Annotated in this window: 22 protein-coding genes; 9 read left to right on the forward strand and 13 right to left on the reverse strand. The window is 43.0% G+C overall.

What is annotated here, in order from left to right; translation table 11 throughout:
* The first annotated feature begins 7 nt into the window (after positions 1 to 7).
* From AC1MCB_RS17520 to AC1MCB_RS17530, 3 genes are all read left to right on the forward strand, one after another.
* Positions 8 to 379, forward strand: coding sequence for a BlaI/MecI/CopY family transcriptional regulator (locus AC1MCB_RS17520; RefSeq protein ID WP_479966012.1), 372 nt, complete (start codon positions 8 to 10; stop codon positions 377 to 379).
* A 2-nt stretch (positions 380 to 381) separates the two neighbouring features.
* Entirely contained in the window at positions 382 to 2,193 is a 1,812-nt protein-coding gene (locus AC1MCB_RS17525) for a TonB family protein (RefSeq protein WP_479966013.1), read from the forward strand.
* A gap of 209 nt (positions 2,194 to 2,402) precedes the next feature.
* On the forward strand, positions 2,403 to 2,897 hold the full coding sequence (locus AC1MCB_RS17530) for a hypothetical protein (protein WP_479966014.1): 495 nt from the start codon (positions 2,403 to 2,405) through the stop codon (positions 2,895 to 2,897).
* Between the two features lie 355 nt (positions 2,898 to 3,252).
* Here the strand turns inward: AC1MCB_RS17530 and AC1MCB_RS17535 are convergent, their stop codons facing one another.
* The 3 genes from AC1MCB_RS17535 to AC1MCB_RS17545 all read right to left on the reverse strand — a co-directional run bounded on the left by AC1MCB_RS17535 (position 3,253) and on the right by AC1MCB_RS17545 (position 6,927).
* Positions 3,253 to 4,017 (reverse strand): succinate dehydrogenase/fumarate reductase iron-sulfur subunit, encoded by a 765-nt coding sequence (locus AC1MCB_RS17535; protein WP_479966015.1) that lies wholly within the window; start codon positions 4,015 to 4,017, stop codon positions 3,253 to 3,255.
* Positions 4,018 to 4,164: 147 nt separating this feature from the next.
* Positions 4,165 to 6,099 (reverse strand): fumarate reductase/succinate dehydrogenase flavoprotein subunit, encoded by a 1,935-nt coding sequence (locus AC1MCB_RS17540; protein ID WP_479966016.1) that lies wholly within the window; start codon positions 6,097 to 6,099, stop codon positions 4,165 to 4,167.
* A gap of 42 nt (positions 6,100 to 6,141) precedes the next feature.
* Positions 6,142 to 6,927, reverse strand: a complete 786-nt coding sequence (locus tag AC1MCB_RS17545; RefSeq protein ID WP_479966017.1) for a succinate dehydrogenase cytochrome b subunit — start codon at positions 6,925 to 6,927, stop codon at positions 6,142 to 6,144.
* Between the two features lie 350 nt (positions 6,928 to 7,277).
* Between AC1MCB_RS17545 and AC1MCB_RS17550 the strand changes: the two genes are divergently transcribed.
* Both AC1MCB_RS17550 and AC1MCB_RS17555 read left to right on the forward strand, forming a co-directional pair.
* Positions 7,278 to 8,162, forward strand: a complete 885-nt coding sequence (locus AC1MCB_RS17550) for a LytR/AlgR family response regulator transcription factor (protein WP_479966018.1) — start codon at positions 7,278 to 7,280, stop codon at positions 8,160 to 8,162.
* A 179-nt stretch (positions 8,163 to 8,341) separates the two neighbouring features.
* The gene (locus AC1MCB_RS17555) at positions 8,342 to 8,998 is read left to right on the forward strand and encodes a head GIN domain-containing protein (RefSeq protein ID WP_479966019.1); all 657 of its coding nucleotides are present in this window, start codon (positions 8,342 to 8,344) and stop codon (positions 8,996 to 8,998) included.
* 21 nt (positions 8,999 to 9,019) lie between these two features.
* Here AC1MCB_RS17555 and pdeM read toward each other — a convergent pair whose 3' ends face one another.
* Both pdeM and AC1MCB_RS17565 read right to left on the reverse strand, forming a co-directional pair.
* Positions 9,020 to 9,730, reverse strand: coding sequence for a ligase-associated DNA damage response endonuclease PdeM (gene pdeM, locus AC1MCB_RS17560; RefSeq protein ID WP_479966020.1), 711 nt, complete (start codon positions 9,728 to 9,730; stop codon positions 9,020 to 9,022).
* Between the two features lie 15 nt (positions 9,731 to 9,745).
* Positions 9,746 to 11,245 (reverse strand): Do family serine endopeptidase, encoded by a 1,500-nt coding sequence (locus tag AC1MCB_RS17565; RefSeq protein WP_479966021.1) that lies wholly within the window; start codon positions 11,243 to 11,245, stop codon positions 9,746 to 9,748.
* Between the two features lie 369 nt (positions 11,246 to 11,614).
* Here AC1MCB_RS17565 and dapF point away from each other — a divergent pair, with 369 nt between their 5' ends.
* Positions 11,615 to 12,421 carry a diaminopimelate epimerase gene (gene dapF, locus AC1MCB_RS17570; protein ID WP_479966022.1) on the forward strand — a complete coding sequence of 269 codons (807 nt, stop codon included), beginning with the start codon at positions 11,615 to 11,617 and terminating at the stop codon, positions 12,419 to 12,421.
* Positions 12,422 to 12,427: 6 nt separating this feature from the next.
* Here the strand turns inward: dapF and AC1MCB_RS17575 are convergent, their stop codons facing one another.
* Complete coding sequence (locus AC1MCB_RS17575) at positions 12,428 to 13,915, reverse strand: sensor histidine kinase (protein WP_479966023.1); 1,488 nt, start codon at positions 13,913 to 13,915, stop codon at positions 12,428 to 12,430.
* A 130-nt stretch (positions 13,916 to 14,045) separates the two neighbouring features.
* On the opposite strand from AC1MCB_RS17575, the gene AC1MCB_RS17580 reads away from it, so the two are divergent.
* Complete coding sequence (locus AC1MCB_RS17580) at positions 14,046 to 16,946, forward strand: DEAD/DEAH box helicase (RefSeq protein WP_479966024.1); 2,901 nt, start codon at positions 14,046 to 14,048, stop codon at positions 16,944 to 16,946.
* An 11-nt stretch (positions 16,947 to 16,957) separates the two neighbouring features.
* On the opposite strand, the gene AC1MCB_RS17585 is transcribed toward AC1MCB_RS17580, so the two are convergent.
* Both AC1MCB_RS17585 and aat read right to left on the reverse strand, forming a co-directional pair.
* Positions 16,958 to 17,575, reverse strand: coding sequence for a trimeric intracellular cation channel family protein (locus AC1MCB_RS17585; RefSeq protein ID WP_479966025.1), 618 nt, complete (start codon positions 17,573 to 17,575; stop codon positions 16,958 to 16,960).
* A 67-nt stretch (positions 17,576 to 17,642) separates the two neighbouring features.
* Positions 17,643 to 18,278 (reverse strand): leucyl/phenylalanyl-tRNA--protein transferase, encoded by a 636-nt coding sequence (gene aat / locus AC1MCB_RS17590; RefSeq protein ID WP_479966026.1) that lies wholly within the window; start codon positions 18,276 to 18,278, stop codon positions 17,643 to 17,645.
* A 118-nt stretch (positions 18,279 to 18,396) separates the two neighbouring features.
* Between aat and AC1MCB_RS17595 the strand changes: the two genes are divergently transcribed.
* Complete coding sequence (locus AC1MCB_RS17595) at positions 18,397 to 18,936, forward strand: hypothetical protein (RefSeq protein WP_479966027.1); 540 nt, start codon at positions 18,397 to 18,399, stop codon at positions 18,934 to 18,936.
* Positions 18,937 to 19,073: 137 nt separating this feature from the next.
* Positions 19,074 to 19,550 carry an OsmC family protein gene (locus AC1MCB_RS17600; protein ID WP_479966028.1) on the forward strand — a complete coding sequence of 159 codons (477 nt, stop codon included), beginning with the start codon at positions 19,074 to 19,076 and terminating at the stop codon, positions 19,548 to 19,550.
* Between the two features lie 53 nt (positions 19,551 to 19,603).
* On the opposite strand, the gene AC1MCB_RS17605 is transcribed toward AC1MCB_RS17600, so the two are convergent.
* The 5 genes from AC1MCB_RS17605 to AC1MCB_RS17625 all read right to left on the reverse strand — a co-directional run bounded on the left by AC1MCB_RS17605 (position 19,604) and on the right by AC1MCB_RS17625 (position 24,262).
* A complete protein-coding gene (locus AC1MCB_RS17605; RefSeq protein ID WP_479966029.1) occupies positions 19,604 to 20,008 on the reverse strand; it encodes a hypothetical protein in 405 nt (134 codons plus the stop codon).
* 480 nt (positions 20,009 to 20,488) lie between these two features.
* Positions 20,489 to 21,691, reverse strand: a complete 1,203-nt coding sequence (locus tag AC1MCB_RS17610) for a family 1 glycosylhydrolase (RefSeq protein WP_479966030.1) — start codon at positions 21,689 to 21,691, stop codon at positions 20,489 to 20,491.
* A 63-nt stretch (positions 21,692 to 21,754) separates the two neighbouring features.
* Entirely contained in the window at positions 21,755 to 22,483 is a 729-nt protein-coding gene (locus AC1MCB_RS17615; RefSeq protein WP_479966031.1) for an SDR family NAD(P)-dependent oxidoreductase, read from the reverse strand.
* A gap of 484 nt (positions 22,484 to 22,967) precedes the next feature.
* On the reverse strand, positions 22,968 to 23,417 hold the full coding sequence (locus AC1MCB_RS17620) for an IS200/IS605 family transposase (RefSeq protein ID WP_479966032.1): 450 nt from the start codon (positions 23,415 to 23,417) through the stop codon (positions 22,968 to 22,970).
* Between the two features lie 182 nt (positions 23,418 to 23,599).
* A complete protein-coding gene (locus tag AC1MCB_RS17625; RefSeq protein WP_479966033.1) occupies positions 23,600 to 24,262 on the reverse strand; it encodes a TonB family protein in 663 nt (220 codons plus the stop codon).
* Between the last annotated feature and the right edge of the window lie 9 nt (positions 24,263 to 24,271).

Below are 24,271 nucleotides of genomic sequence, written 5' to 3' on the forward strand. Positions count from 1 at the left end.
CTAACATATGGAGATCAAAGAATTAACGCGGGCCGAGGAGCAGATCATCCAGGTGTTGTGGACACTGGAGAAAGCGTTTGTAAAAGAGATTATTGATGAGCTGCCGGAGCCGAAGCCGGCATATAATACGGTGTCCACCATTATCCGGATCCTGGAGACGAAAGGTTTTGTTTCCCATGAGGCCTTTGGCAAGAGTCATCAGTATTTTCCGCTGATCAGCAAAGAGGAATATAAAAGCTTTGCAACCGGTAAACTGCTTAATAATTATTTCGGTAACTCGGTAGAGAGTATGTTTTCCTTTTTTATAAAAGAGGAAAAGATCGACCTTAAAGAAGCGGATGAGATAATGAAGCTGATGGAAAAACTTAAAAAGAAATAGCTATGGATACCTTAAACTATCTTCTGCTGGTTAACATTTACCTGGTTTTATTCTATGCTTTCTATGCGCTGTTTCTAAAGGATGAGACCTTCTTCAAGCTAAATCGGTTTTACCTGGTAGGTGGCGCAACGATGTCCTTCCTGATTCCTTTTCTCCAGTCTGACTGGATTCGGTCGCTGTTCATCACCAAACAGGTTGAAGAGGTCACACAGAATATAACCTTTGTGTTTGGTGGGCCGGAGCTGGTGATTCAGGCAAAAGATACCACTTGGGAAACCGCGGATGTCCTTCTCTTTGTTTACCTGGCAGGTGCTGCTTTCTTTCTGCTGCGTTTCCTATGGCAGTTGTACGAGGTGCAGGCTTTATTGAAATCTGGTGAAAAAGATCAGGCACTTTCATTTTTTCACACAGTGAAAGTAGGCACTGAGGTTTCAAACCGCGATACGGTATTTGATCATGAGATGGTGCATGCCCGGCAGTGGCATTCGGCTGACGTGATCCTGTTTGAGATTATCAGCATCGTAAACTGGTTCAACCCGGTAATCTACCTGTATCGAAAAGCCATTAAACACATCCACGAGTTTACCGCTGATGAAATTGCAGCTGCAAACGAGGAAAGCAAAGCTGCTTACGCCATGCTTTTAGTGAGCAAAACGTTTGGCATCCCAACGCACCAACTAACCAATAGTTTCTATAACCAATCACTACTAAAACGAAGGATCATTATGTTACACAAATCGAAGTCAACCCGGAATGCCCTGTTAAAATACGGACTTTCGGCACCGCTGTTCGCTGCCATGATGATACTGTCATCGGCAACTGTAAGTAACAAGATTGGGTCTATGGACGAAAGCATCCAGCCTTCAAGTGTAATACAGGTCGCTTCATCTCCAGCCAACACCTATGGCTCGTTAGATAGCGAAGCGATCATCATGCATGAGGACGTCAACAATCTACTATCATTAAACGAAACGAAAAGACCTCGTGAAGGCTCCTTAATGGATACAGTACCTGATGTTACTTTTACCCAGGTGGAAGTTTCTCCAGAACCAGTAGGTGGATTTAAAACCTTTTATGATTACATAATTAAAAATTTCAAATATACTGACGCGGCTAAAGAGAAGAGCGTAGCTGGCAAAATCGTCTTGCAGATGGTGGTAAAAGCAGATGGTAAACTATCTGATATAAAAGTTTTAAGAGGCTTGGGTAGTGGGTTAGATGAAGAGGCAGTCAGGGTGTTAAACCAATCTCTAAAGTGGAAACCAGGGATTCAAAACGGTAAACCGGTAAGCGTTCAATTTACCCTGCCGATCTCGGTCAATCCTCCGGGGCAAAAGACAGGCGCAACTGTTGACAGGATAGAAGATGGCATGTGGGTAAGCGACATTCCTGAAAGTGCTTTGTTCATACTCGATGGAAAGGAAGTAGAACGCGCAGCCATCATCGACCTAGATACAAAGTCGATTAAATCGGTAAATATTTTAAAGGGAGAATCGGCGCTTGAACAGTATGGTCAAAAAGGAAAGGATGGAGTGGTGGAAATATTTTTCAACAACACGCCTCCAGCTACTGCCAGCACCGCAACTAGGAAAATAGGCTCCACCGGATTAACCGTTAAAAACAACAAGATGGACGGAACTAACTATAAGGGCCTGACCGTTCTTGACGGAGTTGAGATTACTAACATAGCCTTAAAGGAGTTAGATCCCAAGACAATTCAGTCAATGACTGTACTAGACGCTGAATCGGCAGTAAAAAAGTATGGAATCAGAGCAAAGGAGGGTGCAATTGAAATTACATCCAAAGAGATGTAAGCAATTATGTGATTTCAAAAAAATAGATAAAAGAATTAAAGGGTCGGGTGTACTGGCCCTTTGATTTGGAATAGCAAGCTTTCAAAAAATCAGATTAACTAAATATTTATTAACTTTAGTAATAGACGGGTTTAAGTATTTGCGTATCTATTCTACGTAAAGTTCCCGGTTAATTGAGTTTTGATCGGCTTGTACTTTAATTCCAATTTATGAAAAACGTAATTTTCTCTCTGGTTATTCTTGCATCTGGATTAATATCTGCTTGTAATCAACCGAAACATGACAGTGATAAAGTGGCCGCAGATAGTATTTCAGCTGCTTCAATGAAAAACCAATGTTACCAGGCGGTTTTTGAAAAAGACACTGGCGAGCTAAGTATAACGACCGGGAAGGACGGGAAAGTTACTGGCGATCTGATAATGAAGTATGGGCTGAAGCCGAATCAAATAGAAAGCGTCGTTAATAAAGGAAAAGTCGATGGAAGCTTTCGCGGGGATACTTTATTCCTAAACTATCTATACACAGCCGGTGAGTTAAATAAAACGCTTTACCAAAACCCATTAGCATTGTTACGGACGGGTGATCAATTGGTAATGGGTGTTGGTGAAATTGAAACTTCTGTTGGCCGGTCTTATTTTGTCGATGGTAAGCCGATTGATTTTGAAAAAGGAAGGTTTAAATTTGATCCTGTTGAGTGTAAGTAGTTACTGATGTAAACATTTACGGTTGGGCAAAAGCCACTGAACCGCATTTCAATGGTTTTCCACTGGCTAACTCCAGGGGCAATTGATCGGGAATCTCGTACCATCCATGACTCAAGCAGTCTTAGATTCCACTTGCTTCAATTGCCTCCAGCTTTAGCTGGAGGATAAATGAATAAAACGGCTCTGTCGGCTTTAGCCAAAATATCGCTTTGTTTAATGATGGTTTAAAGGTTTGAGCCGAAGCCTCTGAAAGGATTTTGATAAAAATCATTAATGATGTAATGGATTTTCTCCCAAATAAAAGCCCCTTCAATAAATTGAAAGGGCTTTTATTTTATAGATGATCAGACAAGTACTAAAATTCGTCTTTAAACAATTTAGCTGTGAAATATTCCCTGTTCATGCGGGCAATATTCGTTACTGAAATTTCCTTAGGGCATTCGGCTTCACATGCACCGGTATTGGTACAGTGTCCAAATCCTTCAGCATCCATCTGTGCTACCATGGCCTGTACGCGTCTGTAGCGCTCAGGCTGACCTTGTGGCAATAAAGCGAGTTGGGAAACCTTCGCAGAGACAAATAACATAGCCGAAGCATTCTTACAGGCTGCTACGCACGCACCGCACTGAATACAGGTAGCACTATTGAATGCCTCATCGGCAACTACTTTGGGAATTGGGATATCATTCGCGTCAGGTACTCCACCGGTGTTAACGGATACAAAACCTCCGGCTTGCTGAATCCGTTCAAAAGCCTGGCGGTTGGTAGCCAGATCCTTAATCACAGGGAAGGCAGCAGCACGCCACGGCTCGATCACAATGGTCTCGCCATCGTGAAAGCTACGCATGTGCAGCTGACAGGTAGTAATACCTTGCTTAGGACCATGAGGACGACCATTAATATGCAGGGAACACATACCGCAAATACCTTCGCGACAGTCATGATCGAAATGGATGGGATCTTCGTTCTTCTTGATCAGTCCTTCGTTCACTACGTCCAGCATTTCAAGAAATGACATGTCGGGAGAAATGTCACTGGCAGGATATGTAACCAGTTTGCCTTTATCTTCTGCATTTTTCTGACGCCACACCTTTAACGTCAAATTCATATTTCCACTCATTTTTCTTAAGTATTAAGTAGTTAGTACATAGTATCCAGATCTGGCCGATCGCATACACTATACTTTCTTCAATTTTAGCATCAAGCATTTAGTACTCAGACTATTTTGTCTGGTGGTTTTTACGTACTAAATACTAATTACTTTGTACTATTTATAACTTCTCTGTGTCAGTTTAACATTTTCAAATACCAGCTCTTCTTTGTGAAGTTCTTCCGGCTGATTGTCGGCTTTGTACTCCCATGCAGATACAAAGCTGTAGTTTTCGTCGTCACGAAGGGCTTCGCCTTCTTCTGTCTGACTTTCTATACGGAAGTGACCACCACATGATTCCTTGCGATTTAAGGCGTCATCAACCATCAGTTCGCCAAGTTCAATAAAGTCGGCTACCCGGTGCGCTTTTTCAAGAGACTGATTCATCTCATTATTAGTTCCCGGAACAATGGCATCTTTCCAGAAGGCCTCCCGAAGCTCCTTGATCAACCCTTTTGCTTTAATCAGCCCTGCTTCGTTACGGGCCATTCCACAATACTCCCACATAATATGACCGAGTTCGCGATGGAAATCGTCTACTGTGCGGGTTCCTTTTAACGATAAAAGCTTTTGTATACGAGCTTCTACATTCTTTTTAGTTTCTTCGAAAGCCGGGTGACTTATATCAACTGCTTTCGGACCAATTGTAGCCAGGTAATCACCAACAGTATACGGGATCACAAAATAGCCGTCAGCTAATCCCTGCATTAATGCAGAAGCTCCTAAACGGTTAGCACCGTGATCTGAGAAGTTTGCTTCTCCTAAACAATATAAGCCTTTAACGGTGGTCTGCAGGTTGTAGTCAACCCATAAACCGCCCATAGTATAGTGTACTGCAGGATATATACGCATCGGCTGCTTGTACGGATTCTCATCTGTGATCTGGTAGTACATATCAAACAGATTACCGTATTTAGCGCGTACGGCATCTTCACCCAGGCGAGAGATGGCTTCTGCAAAGTCAAGGAACACTGCTACTCCTGAGGCTCCTACGCCACGCCCTTCATCTACCATTTCTTTGGCATTTCTGGATGCCACATCACGGGGCACCAGGTTACCAAAGGCAGGGTATTTACGCTCCAGGAAATAATCCCGGTCTTCTTCCTTCAGGTCAGTAACTTTTAGTTCACCTTTACGCAGTTTTTGAGCAAGCTCCACTGTCTTGGGTGCCCAAACCCGTCCATCGTTACGCAACGACTCAGACATCAGCGTAAGCTTAGACTGATGATCGCCGCTCACGGGTATGCAAGTCGGGTGAATTTGAGTGAAGCAAGGGTTTGCGAAATAAGCTCCGCGTTTATGAGCCTTCCAAGCGGCTGTAACGTTACAACCCATTGCATTTGTAGAGAGGTAGAAAACATTTCCGTAACCGCCGGTACATAATAAAACGGCATGACCAGCATGACTTTCGATTTTTCCGGTAACGAGATCGCGGGTTACGATACCTTTAGCTTCGCCGTCAATAGTAACCACATCCATCATCTCGTGACGGTTATATTGCTGCACCTTGCCTAAGCCAATCTGACGGCTTAACGCTGAGTAAGCACCTAATAATAATTGTTGTCCGGTTTGGCCCCGCGCGTAGAAGGTACGGGATACCTGTGCGCCACCAAAAGAGCGGTTATCGAGTAATCCGCCGTATTCGCGTGCAAAGGGTACTCCCTGGGCAACACACTGGTCGATGATGTTGACAGAAACATCGGCTAAGCGATAGACGTTGGCTTCGCGAGCACGATAATCTCCGCCTTTTATCGTATCATAAAATAAGCGGTAGACACTGTCACCGTCATTCTGGTAATTCTTGGCGGCATTGATCCCACCCTGTGCGGCAATGGAATGTGCTCTGCGTGGACTATCCTGGAAACAGAAAGATTTAACATTATATCCTAGTTCAGCAAGTGAAGCTGCTGCCGAAGCACCCGCTAAGCCGGTACCAACTACTATAACGGTATACTTACGTTTATTAGCAGGATTAACCAGCTTCAGGTTGAATTTATGTTTAGGCCATTTTTCGGCTAATGGACCTTCAGGGATTTTAGAATCTAATTTCATTACAGAAATTTATTGTTTGAACCCCTTGCGGGGAATGATCATCTATCTAAACAGAAATATAAAAACTGGCATAGCAGCAAATGCCAAAGGGATCAGCACTCCGAACACCCAAACACCCAGAAAGCGGATCAGGGGAACGTATTTGCTGTTATCCCAGCCCAGGGTCTGAAACGCGCTGCGGAAACCGTGGATTAAATGGAATGATAAAGCAGCCATGGAGATAACATACAAAAGCACATACCACCACTGTTTGAAAGATTCAACTACGATCTTATAAAGATCTTTTGCAATTAATATCTGCTTACCGGCCTGTGCATCCACATAATCAGCGTGTGCAATCTCCGTTCCGTCAAATGGGATAGGGGTTACCACTACATCGGTAGGATTGGTAAGGCTTACTTCGTAACGGGCATGTGGAAGTTCGCCCCAATGATATTGTGCCCAGAAATTACTCATGTGCACAACCAGAAATATCAGGATAATGGTTCCCAGAATCCCCATATTGCGGGAAGTCCACGGACTGTTGGCATCGCCTTTAAAACTGGCATAAGCTATTGGGCGGGCCTTTCTATTACTGATAGTAATAATTAAAGCATAAACTGCATGAATAACGATGGACAGATACAGCAGATAGGAAACGATTTTAATTGGCGGGAAATGCGTCATAAAATACGAGTAGGCATTGAAAGCCTGCCCGCCGTCGTCTTTAAATAGCTGAAGATTTCCGATAAGATGTACAACTAAAAAAAGGGACAGGAACAATCCTGTTAAACTCATTATAAATTTCTTCCCCAGGGAGGAGGAGAAAGTTTTTGCGTAATTACTCATTACCTCGTGAAAATTATTTTGTGATGCAAAAGTATCTAATAAATGCTGAATATTAAGATGTGATCGCCTTTTGCAACTATATTTAAACTATTTAGAAACAGTCTAAAGGTTATGCGGTAATTATTTTAGTATTTTATCTAAACATTAACGATCATTTCAGTCTAGAATATTGAAGAAAGGAATTTTGTTTTGCTTCTGTTTTATCACCTTGACATCTTTAAGAAATAGTTAGCTTAGATATACCCTCAGGCATTAGATATAGACTGTTTCAACAATGAACTTGGGAAAAATGCTTAATCCCGTTTAAGATAGTCCGGGAATCCAACTCCGGGTGAATTAAAAAGATGCTTATGAACCTTGGAAAGTTTTGGCTCTATCTGACGATTTCATTACTAGTATCATCGTTGTTTATTTTTTCAGGTACTGATTCTATATCCGACATTATAAATAGCAGGTACTTTTTTAGTGATCTGGGTATCGCTATAGTGCTGATCTTAGCGGTCCTCCTCTACATTTCCGCGGTTATTCAATACCTAGAAAAGAGGTATAGATGGCAGGAACATTTTGCTGCCCGAGTAACCTATCATGTTCTTGCGGGCGTAATCCTTCCGGCTCTTTTTGTATTTGTAGTTATGTACATCTACTTCTTTTTTATTTATCAGTTTGAGCCAGACGAAGTACATTTTTTCTACACAGAGTATCCCTTTTCTGTACTTCTTATTATTGCGATCAATGTAGGATATAGTGCGTACTTTTTCTTTCAGGATAATCGAAGGCACCGGGACGAAATGCTGGAACTTAAACATCAATTATACACGCTTCAAAACCTTCCTCTCAATCAGGCCGCAACCACCAGAGTGAAAGTTAATGATAATGGCGAAGCTGTTCCTGCCGAAAAGATTCGAACATTTATAGCGGTATCAGGAAATAAAAATATCCCTATTCCGGTCGAAGAGATTTCTTGTTTTTACAAGGACGGAAACTATACGCAACTAAAAACCTTTGCATCAAAAACCTGCCTGCTTAATCATACGCTGGACGATCTGCTAAAAAGTCTTGATGACCAGCAGTTCTTTCGGGCAAACCGCCAGTATATTATTAATCGAAAAGCTTGCGATTACTTTACCAATGAAGACAACGGTAAGCTGGAGCTTTTTCTTCTCCCCAAACATGATCAGGAAGTAATAATCAGTCAAAAACGAGCTGCTGCTTTTAGAGAGTGGATCAATAAATAGTTGCCACAAATATTTCGACCTCTTTTCTAAATACTTCCACAAGTATTTTATGGCTTCCGGTCTGTATTTCCTATACTTTACGGAAAACACATTTGAAACCCATTTTACCTTTATATCGCCGGCAGGGTCAATTTAACCTGCACTGATAATCAGATGACTAAAAATTAATGATCAGAAAAATGAGATACATTATTTTAACATTCGCCGTAATCTCTCTTACACTTACAGGTTGTAAAAAAGAGAATATCACAGGTGACGGACCTGTGCAAACTCAGCAAAGAGTAGTGACTGATTTTCAACGCATCTTCGCAAGCGGAGCTTCGAAAGTATTTATAACAAAAGGTGATCAGATCAGTGTGGTGGTGAAGGCCTACGGAACGTTGCTTCCTTATCTGGAAACCACCGTATCTAAGGGCGTGTTGAAAATAGCTTTTAAAGACGACACCAGGGTCAGAAATGATAATTCGGAGATCTTTATCACCATGCCTTCACTCAACGGAGTGACCACAGGGGGGAGCGGGTTGATTGATATAAGAGGAGACTTTAATGGGAACAATCGTTTTGATCTCAAAATCTCCGGATCTTCGGATGTTAATCTTGAGATGGGCAGCTCTAAGATTTTTTCTGCCAGTATTGAAGGTAGCGGAGACATTAAAGCTTTTGGGTTTGAAGCTGAAGAAGCAGATGTTAAGATTTCTGGCAGTGGCAATACAGAGATTAGGGTATTAAAGAAATTAGATGTGAAGATCTACGGCAGCGGAAATGTATATTATAAAGGTAATCCTGCCATAATTGACAGTGACATTTCGGGGAGTGGAAAGGTTATAAATCAGTGAGATCGATTACGAGTATGAGCTTTACAGGGCCACAACCGAATCCTTCAGTATCCCGAAAATAGTGTCACTTTCATCGCAAGCAAGGCAAAACTTACCGGTAAACTTACCAAAGGCGGGAAGTACCGCCTGGCGTGTGCCGAAATGAAAGCAGGGCAGGGTAAGAAACTGCCGTCCTTTTCCACGGAGCTTGATTCCCGGGTGGATATGTCCGCTAATAATATAAGGAGTGTCAATCTGGATCTTTTTTAGGGCTAAGGGCTCGTGAATGAAAAGAAAAGGTCCAAGATTGTAAGTATCGTGCAATACAAAGCCGGAAGCCAGGTAAAACTTATCGGCGATGATATCATGATTTCCCCTCACTAATATCATCTCGACATCTTTAAACAGATCACGCCATAGTACCATCCAATCCCAGTCGTTGTTATGATCGCTGTGGAACAAGTCGCCTAAAAAAACGATCTTTTTCGGCTTGTAGCTGTGTATAATGTCGCTCAATGCTGAGAGGTCTTCCTGCTCTAATGAACGCGGTATAGCAATACCAGCCTTGCGGAAATGGCCGACTTTCCCAAGGTGAACGTCAGCTACAATGAGCATCTTTTGCTGCTCCCAGAATAGAGCCTTTTGAGGAAGCAATAGAAAATCTTGTCCCAGTAAAGTGTAGTGATAGGGTATTTGAATTGGCATTGGCGCAAAAATAACAAAGCCCTCCCGAAAACGGGAAGGCTTTATCATTAAATAAAGAAATAATTACTTAACCTGGAACTGGTACCTCATCTGGTAACCCTCAGGAGTGATGGCATTTATAGTAGCCATATTATTTCTAGACGCTGACATTGCTGCATCGATATCTTCTGCCTTGTTAACGGCACGACCGTTTATAGAAACGATAATTGTACCTTCTGGTAATTCAATCTGGTCAAAGAAACCTCCTTCTTCAACTTTAGTAACTACCAGACCTGAAGTGATATTATACTTCGATTTCTGTGATGCGTTGACCGGCGCGAAGGAAGCGCCAAGGTTTTTCTTCACGGTTGATCCCGAATTGCCTGTGCCGGCAGCTTTGGTAGTTGACTCACTCTTTAGAGTTACACTAGCGTTACGCTCTTTACCGTCACGTAAATAGGTTAACTGCACTTTATCGCCAGGGCGCAAACGTCCTACGCGTTCCTGAAGATCGGAGGAGTAGTAAATATTTTTACCGTCAACTTTGGTAATGATGTCACCTTGCTTAATTCCTGCTGCATCAGCACCACCACCTGAAACTATTTCATTAACGTACAGACCGTTGATCACCGACAGATTGAATCGCTTGGCTTGCTCGGCATCGAGATCCGTAAACTGTATACCTATATAACCTCTTTTTACAGAACCGAATTCTTTGAAATCGTCAAGAATCTTCTTAGCCAGGTTAATTGGAATAGCAAAACCATAACCTTCATAGTTTCCTGTTTGGGAAGCGATGGCAGCGTTTATTCCTATCAATTCGCCACGGGTATTAACCAGGGCTCCACCGCTATTACCTCGATTAATGGCAGCATCTGTCTGAATAAAGGACTCGATAGCGGTATTTAATGCCGGTTCGCCGGAAGGAGATCTCTCGGATTGGTTCAGAATACCAATTGTACGTCCTTTAGCGCTAACAATCCCCGCTGTTACAGTTGTGTTTAATGCAAATGGATAACCAACGGCAAGCACCCATTCACCCACTCTAACCGCATCCGAGTCGCCCATTTTCACAACAGGGAATCCTTGGCCGTCAATTTTAATTAAAGCCAAGTCTGTATTGGCATCACGGCCAATAACTTTAGCAAGCAGAGACCGTTTATCCGGAAGAACGACATTGATCTTATCAGCATTTTCAACCACGTGATTGTTGGTTACGATATAGCCGTCATCAGAAATCAGAACACCTGACCCGGAACCCATAGATGGACCTTGTGAGCGACGACGGTTACCGAAGAAATCTTCAAACATATCCTGAAATGGATCCCGACTTTGGGCATTGGTCTGAGCACCGTAGGTAGTTTTAATATGCACTACACCAGGAGTTACCGCGGCGGCTGCTTGGGTAAAATCCAGATCGCCTGTTGAAGAGACAACTGAAGCAGGATTATTAGTAAAGTAGACCTTTTGTTTTTCCGCTAAGGTTAATTTGTCGTTGTAATTGTTTTCCACCAGCTTATAGGCGCCAATGGCGACTGCTCCTCCAAGGCAAGCAGTTAAGAAAGTAATACCTATCTTTTTCATTCGTTAATTTGTTTTAAGTGCCAATGATTTAGTCTGCACAGAATTGATCCCTTTTTGGAACCTTACAAGACGCCTCATAATTACTTTTGTTAATTGATTGCTGAAGAATCCTGAAAGGTAATTGCAGGATGTCTTCTGATAAAGTTTAATTAAGATACAATGTTCAAAATTAATACCAGTTAAACGAAATACCGGTATAGGAGGTACTCTAAACTATGTTAAAATATGTTAAAGGTTCAGGAATGAGATTACTTAAAATCAAACACTTCTCTTATTACAAAAGTTAAAGGTTAAAATAGTTTGTTGTCGGCACATATAAGTCTGGAAAGACTGCTGATTTTATTCATAAGATTGCATAAAATATAAACCATGAACATTCGGTTTTTTAAATATCAAGGTGCTGGTAACGACTTTATTATAGCGGACAATCGCGATAACGGCATTAAACATAACAACCCTGCGCTTATCCAGCAGTTATGCAATCGTCGATTTGGTATCGGTGCAGACGGCGCGATGTTTCTTCAGGAAAGGGAAGGCTATGATTTCGAAATGATCTACTACAATTCTGACGGTCAGCCAAGCAGTATGTGTGGTAACGGGGGCCGGTGTATTATCGCCTTTGCTAAGTACCTCGGGATCATACATACAGAAACTAACTTTTTGGCAGTTGATGGCCCTCACTATGCCACAATTTCAGACGATGGCGACTGGGTGAGTCTGCAAATGATTGACGTAGACTCTATAACTGAGGATGCGGAAGCCTTTGTGCTGAATACCGGATCACCACATTATGTATCGTGTGTCAGGGGTCTAAACCAGCTCGATGTTTACACAAAAGGACAGGCCATACGAAATAGCGAGCCTTATGCCGAAAAAGGGATTAATGTGAACTTCGTTGAAGATTTTGGAGATCGGTATTTTGTACGTACTTATGAGCGTGGTGTTGAGGATGAGACCTTTGCCTGCGGCACCGGGGTAACGGCAGTCGCCCTGGCGATGGCCAAAAAGAAGAGTCTGGCGGGCCAGATCAATACTGCAGTAAGCGTTAAAGGCGGACAGCTAAATGTTCGGTTCAATTACGATGGAGCCCGTTTTAGTAATATTTTTTTAGAAGGCCCGGCTACCTTCGTATTCAGTGGCGAGATCGAATATTCAACCGCTATCCCAGCAATTTGAGGGCGTTTAGATCAGGGTGGTTTCATGTACTTTAGCCAATGGGAGGCTAAACCAGAAGGTGCTGCCTTCTTCAAGAACACTATCCGCTCCTATTTTTCCCTGGTGGCTCCCAATGATGCCACTGCATATGTATAAGCCTAAGCCAAGACCCTGCACTACATTCCCATTTTCTTCGATCCTGTAAAAGCGTTTGAAGATAAGTGGGATTTTCGCCTTCGGTATTCCAATTCCAAAATCCTGAACATAGAACTTGACACTGTCCTTATCCTTCACCATTCCGATTGCTATATCTGTAGATCCCGGCGAAAACTTAGCAGCGTTTGAAAGAAAATTAACGATTACTTGCTGTATACGTCTCGAATCGGAGACTACAAAGGCATCCGGTAATTCTCTGATCGTATAAATATGATGCGAAATGTGCTGCATATCTTCAACCGTTTCCCTCACCAGTTCATGCAACGGTGTTAGTTGTTTGTCCAAGACAAGCCGTCCGCTTTGAATTCGTGTAACATCCAGAAGTTCGTTGACAAGGTCAGTTAAACGGTTGACTTGTTTGTTTGCGCTACTTACAAACGGGCGCATAGTGGCGAATTCCTTGCTGCCTTCTACCTTTCGCTCGAGTATTTGCATCGATGCTTTCATACTGGTGATAGGTGTTTTCAATTCGTGGGAAGCAATACTCATAAATTCATCCTTTGCAAGATTCTGATGTTTGATCAGCTTTTGTGAATCCACAAGCTGTTGAATCAGGTCAGAAACGAACCATCCGGCACTTCCCAATATCACCATAATAAATATCACGTTCAGGTAAAGGAGCAAACTGGTGATCACCCGCGAGGCTTCACCCAAGATCCCTGCGAAAGCACGAAGGTGTTGGGTAAGTTTGCTATTAATTTCCTCAATCCTATTTAAATAGTCTTTACGTTTTGCTACGGTGAGCGTATTTAACACGTTATCCTTACGGATCGATAAGCCTATTTGTTGAAGCTCAGCGATATGACGGTCGGCTGCAGCCCATTCATGGACTGTACTCTTGAAGTAAGATACCTGGTTGAAGTTTTTAAAGAGCCAAATCATATTGTCTATATCAGCTGACTGATTTCTGCCTTGAAGAAAGCCTTCCCTGATCTTAGATTTCGGTGAGTTACTCTGCAATCCACTGCGTGCTATACTGTCGCCAATGGGTACTGCAATCTCACTTTTAAATTTCAAAAAGTAGTGGCTGTTGGCTGTATCGAGGTAAGAAATAATATAGCGGGTAGCTTCTTTCTGACCTTTTGAATATTCTGACTCCACATTCGCAAAAGCCCGTATGGTCGAAAGTATCCGGATGGAAAAGTAATTCAACGAAATTATGATGACAGCAGAAAGCAGGATTACCAGGCTGGTAATAAGCGCATAACGACGATTCTCCTGAAATTGCTTCATGCTGGTTATAATTCCCACAGGTGCTTGATTAAGCTTTTTACGTAGCTGATAAGAAAAAGTTAGCATTTATAAGTTAATAATAATTAATTAGTCCGTCGTGCTTCAGTTTTTCGAAGAATTTTCTTTGCGATCGCTAAATTCTGCTTAGGTTTAACATTTTTTAGCTGCTTAGATTGTTTAAATTTTTGTAGAAGGGATGTTAAGAGTTGATAGCAGCAAGCCATGTAAGATCGTTTATGCCATTTGTAAGCATGAATATTTAGGATATTTAATTGAACCTCATGTGGTTCAGTTGAACGCCAATGGCGACTTTTCCCTGACCTTTCAACGCCTTTTTAGTACTACTGCAAAGGAATTTTCAAGCATTCTGGACGAAACCGACTATAAGCTGATTAAGCTTTTGGAAGAAACCGAGCAGGGTCATCTGATTAAACGCTTCCATAAAAAGCCTATCCGGCCCCTTGAATACTTCGGAACGATATTCAACGATCAGCTTTTAGAAGTCTTTAGACCAAAAATTGAAAAGAAAATGGTTGACGCTCTGGCGCTGATGAACGGGAAGGAGCTTTTTTTAATGGGTAAAGAAGGCTGGCCTGTAGAACGGCAGGTTCAGATTGCCAGCGAGCCTGCTTCTGTGTTGTTCCACTTTCGTCGTAACGAAGCAGAAACCCGATATTTCCCAACGCTGAAGTATAAAGGACTTCGTATTGAATTTATGTTCAAAGATGCGATCCTTATTTGTAATCAACCTGCATGGCTCCTGCTGGATGACGTATTATATTATTTCAACGAAGAGCTGGAAGGTAAGAAGCTTCAGCCTTTTTTGAATAAACGGTACATCTCCATTCCCAAAACATCAGAGAAAACCTACTTTGAAAAATTCGTAGCCCCGCTTATTGAAAAGCATTCAGTATATGCCGAAGGCTTTGAAATACGTAACGAGAGATTTGAAGCAACACCCATCCTCAAGGTTTTATATGTAGACGGTGGCCTGTCGCAGCTTCAGCTTTATTTCCGTTATGGAGGTTTTATATTTCCGGCAGGCAGTGACCGGCGGGTTTCGGTACGTACCGAAAAACAAGGCGATAACTACATTTTCCATCGCGTTAAGCGCTCTCTTACCTGGGAGAAAAACAAGCTGGACATTCTTAAAAGCTTAGGATTAAAAGCTGACGGTGCGATCTTTAACAACCTTGAAGTTGAAGGCGATAGCCAAGCGGAGCCGGAGAGCGCTCCTTTCAATGTCATCAACTGGCTTAATGAACATCATGATGAATTGCTCGAGAAAGGCTTCAACTTTGAACAACCTGAAGGAGGCAAACGTTTTGTGCTCGGTACCAGTAAAATCGATCTTGAAATAAAGGAAAATAACGACTGGTTTGATATCAATGCCATCGTCCACTTTGGCCCTTATCAGATCCCCTTCATTCAGCTTAAAAATCATATTCTTAATAGGATTCGCGAATTCAAATTGCCGTCAGGAGAGATTGCTGTTATTCCGGAGAAGTGGTTCGCACAGTTTAGTAACTTGCTTCAGTTCACTGACGGTGCCCATGGCTTAAAACTTAAGAAACACCATATCGGCCTGGTAAATGATTTTTATGACAGCGAGCTTGCCGGTATCACCATGGACCGCAAGCTGCAAAAGCTTGCAGGCTTTGAGGAGATGGATGAGTTGGCTGCCCCGGTAAATTTCCACGGAGTTTTGCGGCCATATCAAACCGCCGGCTATAACTGGTTTCACTTTTTGCGTCAATATAACTTTGGCGGCTGCCTTGCAGATGATATGGGACTGGGTAAGACTGTCCAAACCCTGGCACTGCTTCAAAAAGTGAAAGAAGAGAACGAGGCGGCCGGAACCCATGTGACCTCGCTAATCATTATGCCTACTTCCCTGATCTATAACTGGCAGAACGAAGCGCAGAAGTTTGCTCCACAGTTGCGCATTCTGGTACATACCGGAAGTGTCAGGAGTAAAGACGCCGAGTTGTTCTTTGAGTACGATCTTGTCATCACTACCTATGGCATCACACGCGTAGATGCCGAACTTCTAAAAAGCATCTACTTTCATTATATAATTCTGGACGAAAGCCAGAATATAAAGAATCCGGCATCTAAGTCATTCCGGGCGGTAAAAATGCTTAAGTCAAAGCACAAGCTGATATTAAGCGGGACGCCGGTAGAGAATTCGGTGAATGATCTCTGGACACAAATGTCGTTCATAAACCCCGGACTGCTCGGCAACCAGACATTCTTCCAGACCGAATTCGTATTGCCAATTGAAAAAAGGAAGGACGAAGAAAAAGCCCGTAAGCTGCAGGCGATGATCAAGCCCTTTGTTTTAAGGCGAACCAAGTCACAGGTTGCCACAGAACTGCCTCCAAAGACTGAGAACTTGTTTTATTGCCAGATGAGTGACGAGCAGAGCGAATACTACGAGAAAATTAAGTCGGAATATCGCAATGAATTACTGATGGGACTTGAGGACGGAACCTTCAGCAAATCGCCAGTGCAAGTTTTACAGGGTTTGACCAAATTACGGCAAATTGCCAACCATCCCGGAATGATTGACTCCGGGTATGAAGGAGATTCCGGTAAGTTTGAAAGTGTGATCCATACATTAGAGAACGTTCTGTCGCGTGGACATAAGGTGTTAATTTTCTCACAGTTCGTTAAGCAGCTCGACATCTACCGCCGCCACTTCAATTCAGAAGGTATCGCATATGCCTACCTTGACGGCACGACCAAAAACCGTGGTGATGTGGTTAAAGAGTTTCAGCAGAATGACGACATCAAACTATTTCTGATATCCATAAAAGCCGGCGGTGTCGGTCTGAACTTAACACAAGCCGATTACGTTTTTATTCTTGATCCATGGTGGAATCCGGCAGTAGAACAGCAGGCTATTGACCGGACGCATCGCATCGGGCAAACCAAAAGTGTGTTCATCTATAAGTTCATTACGAAGAATACAGTGGAAGAGAAAATACTGGCGCTTCAAACCCGCAAACAACTAGTAGCCGAATCATTGATCACCACAGAGGAAAGCTTCGTGAAATCCCTGACCGCCGGCGACATCCGCGAGATCCTAAACTAAACGCAATACTCCTATGACTTTGCGGTTCCAACCTTCGGTAACGTCCAGCGGAACTTAACTGCTAGCGTACGAACCAGAAAGATCAGAACAACTCCGGAGATCGCATTAATGTTATCGTCTACGCCTAAAGCTCTTAGAAGAACAAACAAGGCAGCACCAGACAGACAGGCCGTTGCATAGATCTCTTTACGAAAGATCAGCGGGATTTCGTTGATGAGGGTATCCCGGATCACGCCTCCCATCACTGCCGAGAACATCCCCAGAATGATGGCCGCCAGCGGAGATACACCGTGTTCAAGTGATTTCTGAACCCCTACAACCGTATAGAGAGCTATTCCCATCGTATCAAATATAAAAAAGGTGCGTCGAAATTTAAAGATGTAGTATTTATAGAATATAGCGATCAAAACTCCGATTGTTATTACGATCAGGTAGCTGCCATCAGCCACCCATACAGGCCGCGTTCCCAGGATCATATCCCTTAAAGTTCCTCCGCCAACAGCGGTCACAAACCCGGTGAAGGTCACTCCAAAAACATCCCTGTACATATTCTTGTCCGAGGCAGCAAGCGCTCCGGAAATTGCAAATACAAGGGTTCCCAGAAGGTCGATATAGTATGGTAACTGCATTTGCTATTTAAGGATTTGGATAAAGATAGTATTAAGCCAATCCAGTTTGCGTTTCATCAACGTTGGTTTATGTTTCCGATAACATTTCAATGTATTGCTCTCTGGAGATAAATTCAGCACCGAGGCTTTCGAGATGAGAAGTGTACATCTGGCAATCAATCATATGGAAATCGAAGTTTTTGCATAAAGCAATCAAAGCAAATTTTGAAGCATTACTTACCTTACTAAACATGCTTTCGCCGCAAAATACATGATTGATGATTACCCCGTATAAGCCACCAACCATGGTATCATCATGCCAAACTTCTATGGAGTGAGCATACCCTTGTTTATGCAGATTGGTATAAGCATCCTTCATATCTTCCGTGATCCAGGTTCCCGGCTGACCCCTACGATGGGCAGCCGCGCATGCATCCATCACCTCCTTAAAGTTTTGATTATAAGTAAGTTTAAAGCGCTTGCTGCGGATAACCTGTTTCATACTTGATGAAATCTTAACCTTCTCAGGATAGAGTATGAAACGTTGGTGAGGTGAATACCACAGGATTGGGCTATCATCTGAGAACCATGGGAAGATACCATGGCTGTAGGCCAGCAGCAGTCGCTCGACAGAAAGGTCGCCGTCAATAGCTAGTAGACCGTCTTCATCTGCCAAAGCGGGATCAGGAAACCATATTTCGTCATTTTCTAAGCGATAAACCAAGGCTGAGGAAAGTTAATTTATTAGGTAAAGATGCATTTTTGGCCTTCTAAAGTCCATACTTTTATTAAAATTGAGTAGTTAAGGTCCGGAGCCTCTAATAGTCCAACCCATTTTACTAATGAAGCCGCTGGAAAAGATGTTAGCCGGTGGAGACTTGCGGTCAATTGGCCAGGTCACTTCCGTGATTCAGGTAATTCATAATCGGCATGACTTTGATGAGTTATTCAGATATTTATTTCATCCCGACCGCCTGATCGTGATGCGCGCAGCCGATGCCATTGAAAAGCTAACCTTAAGCAGGCCAGAATACCTCGATAGGCATAAGGCGCAAGTTCTGGATCTTTGCAATACCGCCGGAGAGAAGGAATTAAAATGGCACCTGGCATTATTGCTGCCTCGCCTTCCGTTATCTTTCGCTGAGTTCGGACAAGCATGGCAAACGCTTACAAACTGGGCGAAGAACCAAGCAAATTCCCGGATCGTCAGAGTGAATGCTCTTCAGGGCCTTTTTGAGCTGTCCACCCAAAACCCAGATCTGTCCGCAGACCTTCATCACCTATTACTACAAGTGGAACAAGAAAATATACCCTCTATTAATGCCCGAATAAGGATGATCAGGAAACTCTTCGAAAAGCGGCAGCGTAGAGAGAGTAAATAATCTTCATCGTACTCCTTTGGAAAAAGCATCCGGCTGGCTTTGCATATCTTTGATCATCCGAAATCATCGTATTAAAATCTCGGGTTTTTTTATCGCCCGTCGTCACTAACAAACGGTCAGAACCACTAAATCAGGCAATGGGAAAGCAACACAATTATAATCTGACAATTAAATGGACCGGAAACAAGGGAACCGGCACAAGTAGCTACACTGCTTATGACAGAAGTCACTCAGTTCGGATTGAAGGGAAGCCGGAGATCAGCCTTTCTTCAGATCCCGCATTCCGTGGCGATAGATCCCGGTATAACCCGGAAGAGCTGTTCCTTGCATCGTTGTCGTCCTGCCATATGCTTTGGTATCTACATCTCTGTGCGGAAGCCAGCATTATCGTAGTCAATTACTCAGATCAGGCTACCGGTATTATGGAAGAATCCTCAACCGGGGCAGGCAGATTTTCTGGGGTGATTTTGAATCCCGTGGTAACTGTTACGAAGGATTCAATGGTCGATAGAGCCTATCAATTGCATCAGAAAGCTAATGAACTATGCTTTATCGCCAATTCTGTCAACTTCAAGGTTCAGCACTTCCCTGTTTTCAAGCTTGCAGATATTTGAAAGCTGAAGGCTGATTGCTGAACGCTGACCGCTGATATCTGAACCATTATCGCTTAACCCGGTTTCCTCAAGCCTCTGAAGTGTTGACGGTGAATCTGAACGGTGAAATATAAGCGGAAGAATTCGAGAACAACAGCAGTTCTGAACAACCAGTCAAACACCTGGGGATGGTTGAAATACTGGCTGATTAGTGTTAAAAAGCCGAAAGAAAAGACCCAGACAAACAGCCGCATTGGAAATTGAATATAATAGATAAATAAACCCAATTTCCTGATCCGGTACAGAGCGTAGGCTGAAATCAACAGTAACGGATACATCACTAATAACGCGCCCATGCGAATACCCGAAGAGGCAGTCGACCAGCCCTCCGTGTTAGATAGCATATTAAACACTTGCTGGCTTAACAGTATGAAGCTTAAAATATCAAGGAAAGCAAAAAAGCGTAGGGTAGATTTCATCAAAAAGTTCAGCAAGGGATAATCCCGGAGGCTAAAATAGCTTTTTAACAATGCTGCGAACAGATGAATCTAAAATATCTGTCACCAATTCCAAAATCATGTGTAAATGATAAAACCATGTGTAAATGATAAAACAAGGATACTAACTCTTTGTAATTAACGATTATTGGTAAACATCAGGAAGCTCCGCCCGAGCTTGGATGTTTACAGAGCATATTCTATAAACACGGAGCTCCGCCGGACCTCAGGATCCTTAGCGCAAAGATTTAGACTTGTTTATACATTGTTGTCGTTCCCTATAATGCTCCAGAAGAGCAACCTTTTTAAATTGACGAACGCTTAGTGCAGCTCCGGAGGAGCTTCCTGCATTAGTCAATTTCAGCAATAGTGACTTCCAAGTTAGTTTTGCACATGCGTTTATCCAGTATTGCTTTTTCGCTTTTCTATTGCTGCTTTTTTATCACAATCTGTGATGAACTGTCACCGGTAACTGAAATGCAGACCGTAACTTTCCTCTCCAAGCACATCGTTCCACATAGCGATCAACTTTTTGTAGGCTTCGCCAACGGGCCTGATCTTTCTATCCAAATCATATAATCCCAGCGGGTTTACATTGCCGGCATTATTTCTCAATGCCGAGTCCCAGTCGACTTGATCAACCAGGCTATACCAGGTAAAGCCAACGATAGGAAAACCATCCTGTTTAAAGCGATACAAATTCGCCCATTCTTTTTTAAGCCATGCTACCGAGTGGGGCTCAGATATATTGGTCTCGGTGTGCATTACCGGGAGGTTATAGCGATTGAAGTATTGATGGGTGATAATGTAATATCCGAAGATCTCGCCAGAGGGTGAAGTGGTGCCGTCGGCATGTACCGTGTGTTCATTGGTTACATAGTAATCGTTTCCCATAATACAACGGGCCTTTATATAACCGGTCTCAAACCATTGATACTCTTGGTCAGTTAATCCATTTGCCAGCAGGTACTTGTACATCTTCACATTTACCGGATATCCATAGGTAAAGTCGAGTGACAAAAAACGTTTCTCGTTCAGAAAGTCTGCCTGCTCCCGGCAGGCCGGACTTTCCGCATGAAAATACTCGGTAGATTCGCTTTGGATAAAGGTAGCATCTGGCTGAACGGTCAGAATCGCCTGCATGGCTAATACATTTGCTTTGCAAAGATGCTTTAGTGCAGTCACAAAATCCCGGTCGCTGGATAAGCACTCGTTCCACCAGCCATATTGGGCAGAAAACGTAGCGGCTATGAAAATCTCGTTTACGGGCGTATAGAACTGAAGATCGGGAAACCGAAGGGCAAAGGCTTTCGCATATTCAGCAAAGTATTCCGGCCAGTCAGGATTCTGAAAATCACCAATCCAGTCAGGAACACCGAAGTGACAGAGGTCAACTATCGGATTGATCTTCAGTTGCTTCATCTCATTGAAGGTTTCATCAGTGAATGCCCAATCATATTTGCCTGGACCAATATGAGTGCTGTATAAGGGCGGACCGTAGCGAAGAAATTCTATCCCCAACTCTTTGACGAGCTTAAAGTCTTCTCTCCAGCACTTATAATGACCAGTTTTCTCCATTTCATCTATCCGAATCTTCTTTCCATTCTCTATAATCGTTGGGTAACTGTTTTCAATGCCTGTGGCAAACATGAATTTGTTTCTCATAGTTACTGATTTGACATACTGGATTTGAGATTAAGACCTTAGATTGGAGAAGCAATTAGCAGATCAGAGGATATCAAGTCTTCCTCCGTCAACCACCAGCGTGCTTCCATTAATATATGATGCTTCATCGGAGGCTAGAAAGCAGATCGCTGCGGCCAGTTCCTCTGGTGTACCAATGTCGCCTTCAATCTGTTCCTTTCCGCTTTTAACATTGGGGTTTGACCATAGCATGGGCGTGTCAACAGCCCCGGGAGCAACCGCATTAAAACGGGCAGTTTCCGAGGGATATTCTCTGCTCATGCCACGTGTGAAAGCCTCTATTCCGCCCTTGCTGGTAGCATACGGAATTACATTTGGAGTAGTTTGGTGGGCGTGGACAGAACTGAGGTTTACCACAGATCCTTTCTTCATATAAGGGATCGTGTACTTGCAGAACAGGAACAATGAGCGGAGGTTGACTGCCATCAGCTGGTCCCACTGCTCGATTTTCAGCTCTGTAATAGGATCAAAGGTCATCATAGCGGCATTGTTCACCAGCACATCAACCCTTTCATATTTTCCAATCACGGTATCTACACCAGCTTTTACCTGGTCCGAATGCCCGATATCGGTTTCAATGCAAATAGCTTCTCCATTTTCTTTGCGGATCATTTCTACAGTTTCTTCTCCGGCGGCTTTATCCCGGTCGATAATGATCACCGTCCCTCCCTCTGCAGCCATGCGCAGGCAGGTAGCTCTTCCTATACCCGAGCCACCGCCCGTTACAAGGCAAACCTTGTTTGAAAATCTCATTTAAGGAATGTTAAGATGGTTTAATGGAGATAACAATAGGTTGTGTAAGAGGTTTTGATTGGCGGAATTAGGTTTGTTGATTTGAAACTCTTATTTCCCTTCAGGCAATATATGGTGATATTTCTAGGGGCGTTGACCCTAGTTTTGGTGTGTATGCCTTTCAGGCAATTAGTCAGCCTGCGTAATAGAGATGTCCTGGGCTGAAGGCCTTCAATAGCAAAGCTTGAGACAACGTCCCAAGAGGAAAATAGAATAAGCCCCTGGTTTCGGTGTGTATGCCTTTCAGGCAATTAATTAGCCAGTCTGCGTAACAGACATGTCCTGAAGGCCTTCAATAGCAAGTTGGGACAACGTCCCAAGAGGAAAATGGAATAAGCCCTGGTTTTGATGTGTATGCCCCTGCGACACCAATCTATGTAACCGACATGTCTAGGCTGAAAGCCTTTCACAGCTAAGCTTGGGAAAACGTCCCAAGATGAAACAACTAATCGTAAAAATACTTTGCGTCGTATTCACTCATACCAGACTCTTTAAAAAATTCTTCAATTTCTTCCTGATATGTTTTTTTATTGTGATGTTCTTTCTGCTTGACAATATAATTTGAAACGATCTCCACCTTTGAACTGCTAACGGAGAAAGCTCCATAGCCTATCTGCCAGGTAAAGCCTTCTACACCTTCGGCTTTCATCCATTTTGATGAGTCTCTTTTCACTTCCTCCACCACTTTGAACAAAGGGAAGTTTTTTGAAAGTCGAAAAAGTATATGAATATGATCTGGTACGGAATTTATCTTCAATGCCGGGCTTTCCATCTTCTTAAGTATTCCCCCTATATAGTCATGAAGGGAGGATTCTACTTCTTCCTTAATAAATGGAAATCTGCCTTTGGTGCCAAAGACCAAATGAATATACATGCCCGATAATGATTGTCCCATATTATTAAATTAAGTAAATTAATTAAAGCGGGTGTTAAGACGAAGTCATTCTTACTTCCGGAGACAGCTCACTTGTTTTTCTGAACAAATCACTTGCCTGAAGGGCAAACACATCGGAACTAGGGGCAACGTCCCTAGGCAAACCTATGTCATGTGAAGTATTGCCTGAAGGGGCATCTTCTTCACCTGCAATTCACCTCAATACTTTTATCAGCTATGTCACTGCCAAGGCGGCGAACTAAAACGAAATCCTCACAGGCGCTTTCTTTATCACCCTGCTTAAGTTTACGCAGCGCCCGTTTATGCAGACGGGCTATATAATTTTCGTCGTAGCCGAGTTGGGCTTTTAATGAAAGTATTTCCTTTTCATCCCCGGCACTAGTCTCTCCTGCATACTTCTTATCATAAAAATTAAGTATCGCTCTGGTAAGATCGGTTCTGGCATGATAAGCTGAAATTGCAGCTTTTATCTGGTCCCGGTCCCGCCGTTCGCAATCATAATTTCTAAGGGAGAAATTTACCGGGAGCACCAGTGCGGTAGTTGTATCGTATCCCTGCGGTATAATCCATCTGCCGGAACTTAGGCGCACAATTCTTAAGGCTTCAAGATCGAGATCTGTCCCGAAACCTTTTTGAACCTCTGAATCATAGATCCTGCCATTCCTGCTAAGCTTAAAGCTGACATTAACTGTCCCCTGCAGGCAATTATCTTTGGAAAACTCGGGGTAGATCAGGTTATTTTTGATGAAAGCATATAAATTATCCTGCCCGCCTTTAAAATGGGGTTGGGCGGGTTGGAAGATACCTGCCATACCAAACAGGAGGGTAAATAAAGAGATGTACATCACCTCTAA

It is taken from the genome of Daejeonella sp. AP26, from assembly GCF_056680515.1.

Bases quoted from the DNA above. Each gene is read 5' to 3' on its own strand.
- AC1MCB_RS17520 (WP_479966012.1), top strand. From the start codon at position 8: ATGGAGATCAAAGAATTAACGCGGGCCGAGGAGCAGATCATCCAGGTG.
- AC1MCB_RS17525 (WP_479966013.1), top strand. From the start codon at position 382: ATGGATACCTTAAACTATCTTCTGCTGGTTAACATTTACCTGGTTTTA.
- AC1MCB_RS17530 (WP_479966014.1), top strand. From the start codon at position 2,403: ATGAAAAACGTAATTTTCTCTCTGGTTATTCTTGCATCTGGATTAATA.
- AC1MCB_RS17535 (WP_479966015.1), bottom strand. From the start codon at position 4,017: ATGAGTGGAAATATGAATTTGACGTTAAAGGTGTGGCGTCAGAAAAAT.
- AC1MCB_RS17540 (WP_479966016.1), bottom strand. From the start codon at position 6,099: ATGAAATTAGATTCTAAAATCCCTGAAGGTCCATTAGCCGAAAAATGG.
- AC1MCB_RS17545 (WP_479966017.1), bottom strand. From the start codon at position 6,927: ATGAGTAATTACGCAAAAACTTTCTCCTCCTCCCTGGGGAAGAAATTT.
- AC1MCB_RS17550 (WP_479966018.1), top strand. From the start codon at position 7,278: ATGAACCTTGGAAAGTTTTGGCTCTATCTGACGATTTCATTACTAGTA.
- AC1MCB_RS17555 (WP_479966019.1), top strand. From the start codon at position 8,342: ATGAGATACATTATTTTAACATTCGCCGTAATCTCTCTTACACTTACA.
- pdeM (WP_479966020.1), bottom strand. From the start codon at position 9,730: ATGATAAAGCCTTCCCGTTTTCGGGAGGGCTTTGTTATTTTTGCGCCA.
- AC1MCB_RS17565 (WP_479966021.1), bottom strand. From the start codon at position 11,245: ATGAAAAAGATAGGTATTACTTTCTTAACTGCTTGCCTTGGAGGAGCA.
- dapF (WP_479966022.1), top strand. From the start codon at position 11,615: ATGAACATTCGGTTTTTTAAATATCAAGGTGCTGGTAACGACTTTATT.
- AC1MCB_RS17575 (WP_479966023.1), bottom strand. From the start codon at position 13,915: ATGCTAACTTTTTCTTATCAGCTACGTAAAAAGCTTAATCAAGCACCT.
- AC1MCB_RS17580 (WP_479966024.1), top strand. From the start codon at position 14,046: ATGTTAAGAGTTGATAGCAGCAAGCCATGTAAGATCGTTTATGCCATT.
- AC1MCB_RS17585 (WP_479966025.1), bottom strand. From the start codon at position 17,575: ATGCAGTTACCATACTATATCGACCTTCTGGGAACCCTTGTATTTGCA.
- AC1MCB_RS17595 (WP_479966027.1), top strand. From the start codon at position 18,397: ATGAAGCCGCTGGAAAAGATGTTAGCCGGTGGAGACTTGCGGTCAATT.
- AC1MCB_RS17600 (WP_479966028.1), top strand. From the start codon at position 19,074: ATGGGAAAGCAACACAATTATAATCTGACAATTAAATGGACCGGAAAC.
- AC1MCB_RS17605 (WP_479966029.1), bottom strand. From the start codon at position 20,008: ATGAAATCTACCCTACGCTTTTTTGCTTTCCTTGATATTTTAAGCTTC.
- AC1MCB_RS17610 (WP_479966030.1), bottom strand. From the start codon at position 21,691: ATGAGAAACAAATTCATGTTTGCCACAGGCATTGAAAACAGTTACCCA.
- AC1MCB_RS17615 (WP_479966031.1), bottom strand. From the start codon at position 22,483: ATGAGATTTTCAAACAAGGTTTGCCTTGTAACGGGCGGTGGCTCGGGT.
- AC1MCB_RS17620 (WP_479966032.1), bottom strand. From the start codon at position 23,417: ATGGGACAATCATTATCGGGCATGTATATTCATTTGGTCTTTGGCACC.
- AC1MCB_RS17625 (WP_479966033.1), bottom strand. From the start codon at position 24,262: ATGTACATCTCTTTATTTACCCTCCTGTTTGGTATGGCAGGTATCTTC.